The sequence below is a fragment of the Aliikangiella maris genome, from assembly GCF_040719265.1.
GTDB lineage: Bacteria > Pseudomonadota > Gammaproteobacteria > Enterobacterales > Kangiellaceae > Aliikangiella > Aliikangiella maris.
On record NZ_JBFDAH010000003.1, the window covers coordinates 1 to 6473 of the forward strand.

The 6473-nt window shown below is 40.9% G+C and carries 3 protein-coding genes; 2 read left to right on the plus strand and 1 reads right to left on the minus strand.

Annotation, left to right across the window (positions count from 1 at the left end; translation table 11 throughout):
• Nucleotides 1-4886: Ig-like domain-containing protein (locus ABVT42_RS03440; RefSeq protein ID WP_367023452.1), on the minus strand; the 4886-nt coding region annotated here is incomplete at its 3' end.
• A gap of 323 nt (nt 4887-5209) precedes the next feature.
• On the opposite strand from ABVT42_RS03440, the gene ABVT42_RS03445 reads away from it, so the two are divergent.
• The gene (locus ABVT42_RS03445) at nt 5210-5617 is read left to right on the plus strand and encodes a hypothetical protein (protein ID WP_353873716.1); all 408 of its coding nucleotides are present in this window, start codon (nt 5210-5212) and stop codon (nt 5615-5617) included.
• 257 nt (nt 5618-5874) lie between these two features.
• Nucleotides 5875-6473: transposase (locus ABVT42_RS03450; RefSeq protein ID WP_367023454.1), on the plus strand; the 599-nt coding region annotated here is incomplete at its 3' end.

Below are 6473 nucleotides of genomic sequence, written 5' to 3' on the forward strand. Positions count from 1 at the left end.
GAATAACTGGTGACTTTATAGCGCACATTACCATTTGAGACCGACGCGCAATAGTTATTCACCCCATTAACCGTACGACACCAGGCATAACGTATAAAAGTATCTGGTACACCTGACTTGGATGTTTTGAGTAATCGACCAAAACTATCGTACTCAAAACTGGCCTCCAAACCATTGCTGTCTGTCACCGAATCCGGTTGCCCGTGATTCGGGTTAGTGACCGTGGTGGTATCACCAATATGATTGGTGACGACTTTAGCAAAATAGCTATCTGTCGTATAAACCGTGGTCACTGTACGACTGACTTCATCGACACTTGACGATGTGACACTGGTCGGTTGACCATAATCATTAAACACCAGGGTTTGTGTGACCGCTTTAGCACCCGCTGGCTCAGTCAATATGGTTGATGGTTGACGGCTACCTTTAGCATCATAAACCGAAAACGTTGTTTTAACCGTTTTATCATTATCCAGCTCCGCTTGATAAACCGATGTAGCAGGCACACCACTTAATTTATTGATTTTTTTAGTGGTGATATTAAGTTTGTTAATCCACCAGCTATTTAAATCATGCGGATAATATGTGGTGCTGGTTGATGATTTCTGAATACCAAAACCAGTATCAATTTCGGTGGTCGATTCAAGTATATTGCCGTAGCTATCATAAGCCGAGGAGCTAACTGCTAAATTATTGAAATCACCATCACTATCCGGATCACTCGCGCCCACATAGCTCACCATTTCAGATAGTTTGCCACGCCCATTCAGCTCAAGCAGGGTTTCAACCGATTTAGCCGGAATAATCCACTTATGACCATAGGTGGTGGTATTAACTTCATAATAACCCACTTGTTTCTTGGTTAAAGGATTGGTCACACAGGCGGGATTGTTACTATCTGCAATTGGACAGCTTCGCGCCTCTTCAATTTGCCCAGTAAGCGGAAAGACCTGATGAAAATCGGTAACCGCGCGAATGCCATTGGGGTTATCAACGGTAATGGTTCTAAATCCTTGAAAGCCTCGACCCTCACGATTAAACATGGCATCTTTATAGCGATACCGAGTCGAATTTAAGCCGCCAACACCATCACTCTTGCGATGCTCTGCTACCGCATACATACTTGAAGAAAAGTTAAAGTATTTATTCTTATCCTCGCTGCTCAGCCCATCATAATAACCCGTATCTCGCTCATAATAAGGATCACTCGCGGTATCATAACGAGTACTACTTAGCGGACGATAGTCCCACTCATCCTTAACGCCTAAGCCATTTTGTACACTAGCCAGCATATCAACCGGCTCATAACCATCGGCTTGTGATGAGGCGCCGCGATTACGCATAATATAAGCACCAAAATCTTTACCTGCTAATTCATCATCAATTTCCGTCAGTTCGCAGTTACCGTTGTAATGGTCACGACAACCATAAGTGAAAATGAAATCCTGCAAGCCATTGCCATAGGCATCAAAAGTGGTTACTTGAGTGGCAGAACCAATAATGGGCGTATCGACAACTTGAGCCGAAATAATACCATCAGCATCTTCAATAAACTTAACCGCATTAAACTGAAAAATACTGTCATCAATATTTGGAATTGGCGGGCCATATTCAATAGCTCCTCCAGGTGCATTATCAACCACATCATACAACTCATCACCACAGCGCCTTTCATAAACACCATTATCACGAACATCAAGACAAGCTTTAGCTAAATGTGTACCAGGAATGAGTAACTCTTGCTTACCATCAGCGTCAAAATCATGGGGACGGAATGCCGCAGAATAACGTGGATAGTACTGGTTTTGCTGAAAAGTTTCGTTACCTGGACCACCAATTTCACCTCCTGTAACAATCGGTACTTGCCTTTTACGCAATAGCCAATTGCCAGTAAATGCGCGCCACTGAGTAAAACTTCCCCCTTTATTGAGTCGGTAACCGGTTAAACCTTCAACACTTATCCAATCTGATAAACCATCACCATTGATATCCATAAATAGATTAAAATAAGTCGCTTCCAACTTAGGTGGCAGAACAAGAATATTAGTAACATCGAAATAGACATTGCCTTGATTATCCAGCTTGGTTAGATAGAGATTACGCGGAATGGGGCTATCAACGCTAGTTTCTCCAGAATATGGTGTATTAGTTGATTCCAGAAAATCGGGCAGACCATTGCCATCCATATCACCTAGCATTTGAATGGAACTATCGCGATAGGCTTTATCAAAATCCCCCTCTATGGTATGGCTATATATCTGTTGACCTGTGCTGGTGTAAGGCGATGCCGGGTTACCGCTGTGTAAGTATAAATACAGCTCACCTGTTGATAAATCATGTCGAGCAAATTCATCATAGTATTCACTGCGCTCCATCACGATATCGGGCCATCCATCGCCATTGTAGTCAGCCATATCAACAACAAATTCTCGAGGCAGCAAACCTAAAGGGATATTAATTGTAAACCAGGTAACAGGACCTGCTTTGGTACTATAGGCTAATTCAAATGCGCCCAAATGAGTTCGCCACAAATCAGTGCGACCATCCAGGTTAAAGTCAGCATAAATACAGTTAGTCTGGTAAGTGGCCGGATTAATTTCACATGGCTTCGCAGTATCGTCATTATCTCCTTTATAATTACCTTCGGCATCAATATACCAGTCGCCCCAATCTGGTACCCCATCACCATTACGATCCCCTCGCGAAGATAGCCAGTTAATACTGCGAAGTGCTTGCCACTGAGGCTCATAGGTTCCATTGTGGTAGTAACCTATTTTTTTCATTTCAAATGATGGGGCGTTTTCTAGCCATTGAAATGAAGTGGCTGGTAAACACTGGTTATTACTATCACATTCCTTAATACTCTTTAATAGATTGCGATTGGAAGCGCCACTTAATTCAAATTCTAAATCATAAACGCGTACAATATTTTCGCTACCCACCTTAGTGGTTATTTTATCCAGAATTTGAGTTTGACGAATTAAACCGCCCGCTATGTAGCGTGATGAATAATCACTGCGCTCGATATAATCAAATTCGACTGCACGATTTCCAACAGTAGTGCCTTCTCCGGTATAAGAAATTTTACTCAGCAGCACTTCAGCGTCGGCAAGTTGCAAATACTCATAGACAATTGAGTTTCTATTAGTACTGCGATCTTCTTCTCTGGCAAGTAACCAACGCAGTGTTTGACTAACCCCATCAGGAATGACTCGAGAGTTTGTCGCAATACCAAAATATAATATGCGACCATTTTTTTGTTCAACCGTGAAAGAGGTATTACTCTCATTTAATGCGCCGATTTGGGTTACTTTAGCGAATGAATCAAGTTCTGTTCGGTAAACCGTTCCATTTGCACCATAAGCCCCACTCACAGGTATTAATCGGTTTCCGTTGTAACATAATCGATCATCACTGTTAAACTGAATGCCAAGGTTGCGACCCTCATGCGCTTCAGTTTGCGCACAACGTGAAATACTCGCTGTTGCACTGATGGACCAGCCAATTCCTACCGGACCATTTCCGCTGGTTGATGAATAATTTAACGATACTTTCGGTTGCATACCAACACGCCCCGGTGGTATGGCAATAGGTATTGAATAGCTCGCGCTTCCACCGGAAACACTACCGCTCCCTTCAACAGCGCCAACAATTTGATTTACAGGAAGCGAAGGCTGCACAAAAGGTGCATTATTGACCTCTGCCGAACTTTTAACAGCCCAACTGGCTTCAGCCGTCACGTCAATACTAAAGCCTTGTTGTCCAGTTAGTCCTTTATCATCAGCCACTTCGATAACAACTGAATGAGTCCCTAAGTCAGCACTGTCGGGAGTCCACTGAATAGCACCGGTCGATGCATTAATTGTCATGCCTGACGGAAAAGTGATTAAGCTAAAACTAAGTGTATCATCAACATCTTCATCAGTTGCTGTTACCTGGTAGGTATAGGCCATACCAGGGTTTGCGCTGATGATTGGCGTACTGGTAATAGCTGGTGCGTGATTACCACTGCTAACCGTTAACATGACGGTGGCAATATTGGAAAACTGATTGTTACCACTTACCGAATAATTAAAACTATCCATTCCACTAAAATTCGGATTAGGCGTGTAAGTAAAGTTGCCCCCACTATTATACTGTAACGTTCCATTCAATGGCGATTGTTCTATGTGATAGGTTAAGTAGTCGCCATTCGGATCACTGGCATTCACTGTAATTTGAGTCGGTGTATTTGCTAAAATGGTGTGGTTTCCATCATTGGCAACCGGTGGATAATCTTCGATAACTTCAACCTGAAATGATTGTGTATCGGTTAATCCGTTACTATCTCTTGCTTCGACTGAAACATTATGAGTGCCAAGGAGACTAGAGTCGGGGATCCAGTCAATTAACCCTGTTGCTTCGTCAATACTCATTCCCGCTGGTGTCACAGTTAAACGATAACTGCGTGTATCCTGAGGGTCTGCATCATTTGCGTTAACGTTATAGGCGTAAGGTTGTCCCAAATCTGCTCGTAATACCGCGACACTGTATATAGAGGGAGGTTGTGTGCCTGTACCTGTACCAACCGTAAAACTAACCGTTGCAAGATTTGAAAATTCATTATTACTGCTGACTGAAAAGATAAAAGAATCTGGGCCAGTATAATCTTCGGCTGGCGTATAAATATATACGGGACCATAACCGGTTAAAGTGCCATGCTGTGGTGCTTGCTCGATATGATAGGTTAAGTAATCACCATCTTCATCGGTGGCATTGACTTTAATCTCAACTGAGGCGTTGGTAGCAACGTAAAAATGATCATCATCGGCAACTGGCACTAAGGCCAAAGCAGGCATTGAAACGATCAACATAAGAACTAAAAAACTACGCAATATTGCACGCATAATGGCACTCCCTTAATGAAGTAAAGATTCTGACTTTATGTTTCTATAAATGTACTGGGGAAACCAATATTTCTGGTTGGAGTAGACTGGTACAGTCCCTGTATAAAGAAATTTATCCCGACATATTCTTTGCAGTGTATATCTTTTTTGATATAAAAACAATATTTGAAATATTCTATAATTACTGCTCTGATGAGTAATTTCTTTTAACGCTTTTGTGACGATATCCTTATATTGTAATTGATCAAAATTTTGGTTCGCTTAAATAAAAAACAATGAAACACAAATCAAAAGTCTTGATATTCTGTTTTATGGGAATTCTAGTGTCTATGTTAATGATAGATACTTTTATCATTTCCCATAAAAAGATAGAATTGTTAGCACTTCATCATATATATCTAAAAGGTTCAGGTAATGATGATGGTGCAATAGCTATCATTGCAGAAAACCCACAAAGATACTCTGACGAATTAATCAAACTATTAAAAGGTGCAAAACCTGGTTCTGATGACGAAGAAATGGCGTTAGATTTCATTGAAATAGTATTAGAACAGCCTGGAGTTCGGGATGCACTCATTGAGTTTGGTGCAAGTCACCCTGTTGCAGATACCAAGTGCCTAGTTGAAATTATTTTATCCGATGAACCAACGATGGAACCAATAATAGATAACTCAGGCAATATTGTTGCCTATAAATTTATTGCTTCTAGATTTGACTGTAAGTCAAATTAGTCAATGAATTTTTTCATGTTAATTTTTTGAAAGGGAATTGTCGCGTCCCTACTTTGTCGCGTCCCTACTTAGTCATCAAGGCACAAGAAAATACTCAAGAAGAGATTAACTTTTCTAGCAATGATCATTAAATAGGTAGTCGCCCCTGAAAAAAGCCTAACCTTCTGATATTTAACAAATAATCTCTAATCAAGAACCCCTTTTTCGACCAAAAATGTTAGAATAACTCTCAACTTTTTGGTCGAAATGAAAAAATCATGCTGACACAAAGCGCAGAACATCATCAAACCAATTTATTCGGAACCGATTTACTGCTTCAGTTAGATCCTAGCGATCCACTAATTCAATTATCCCATCGAATTCCCTGGTCAGATTTAGAAGACACCTTTGCCAATTTTTACACTCAAGGAATAGGCGCACCAAGTAAACCTATCCGCCTGATGGTTGGTTTACTCTTACTCAAACATTTAGAAAACCTAAGTGATGAAAGATTAGTGATGCAGTGGAAGCGTAATGCTTACTACCAAGCCTTTTGTGGAATGAAAGAGTTTCAACAAAATGTGCCTTGTCATGCAACAGAGCTGGTTTATTTTCGAAAACGAATTGGAAAAGCCGGTTGCGAAAAGCTGTTTCAGATGAGTGTTGGTTTACATGGTCAAGCCGCACTGGAAGAGACTGTGAATATCGACACAACAGTCCAGGAAAAAAATATCACCTATCCTACCGATGGTAAACTGGCGATTAAAATTATCAATCGATTAAACAAACTAGCGAAGCATTTTGGGATAAAACAACGTCGAACCTTTGTTAAAGAAACAAAAGGATTACGATTAGACTTAAGACACTTTCGTCATGT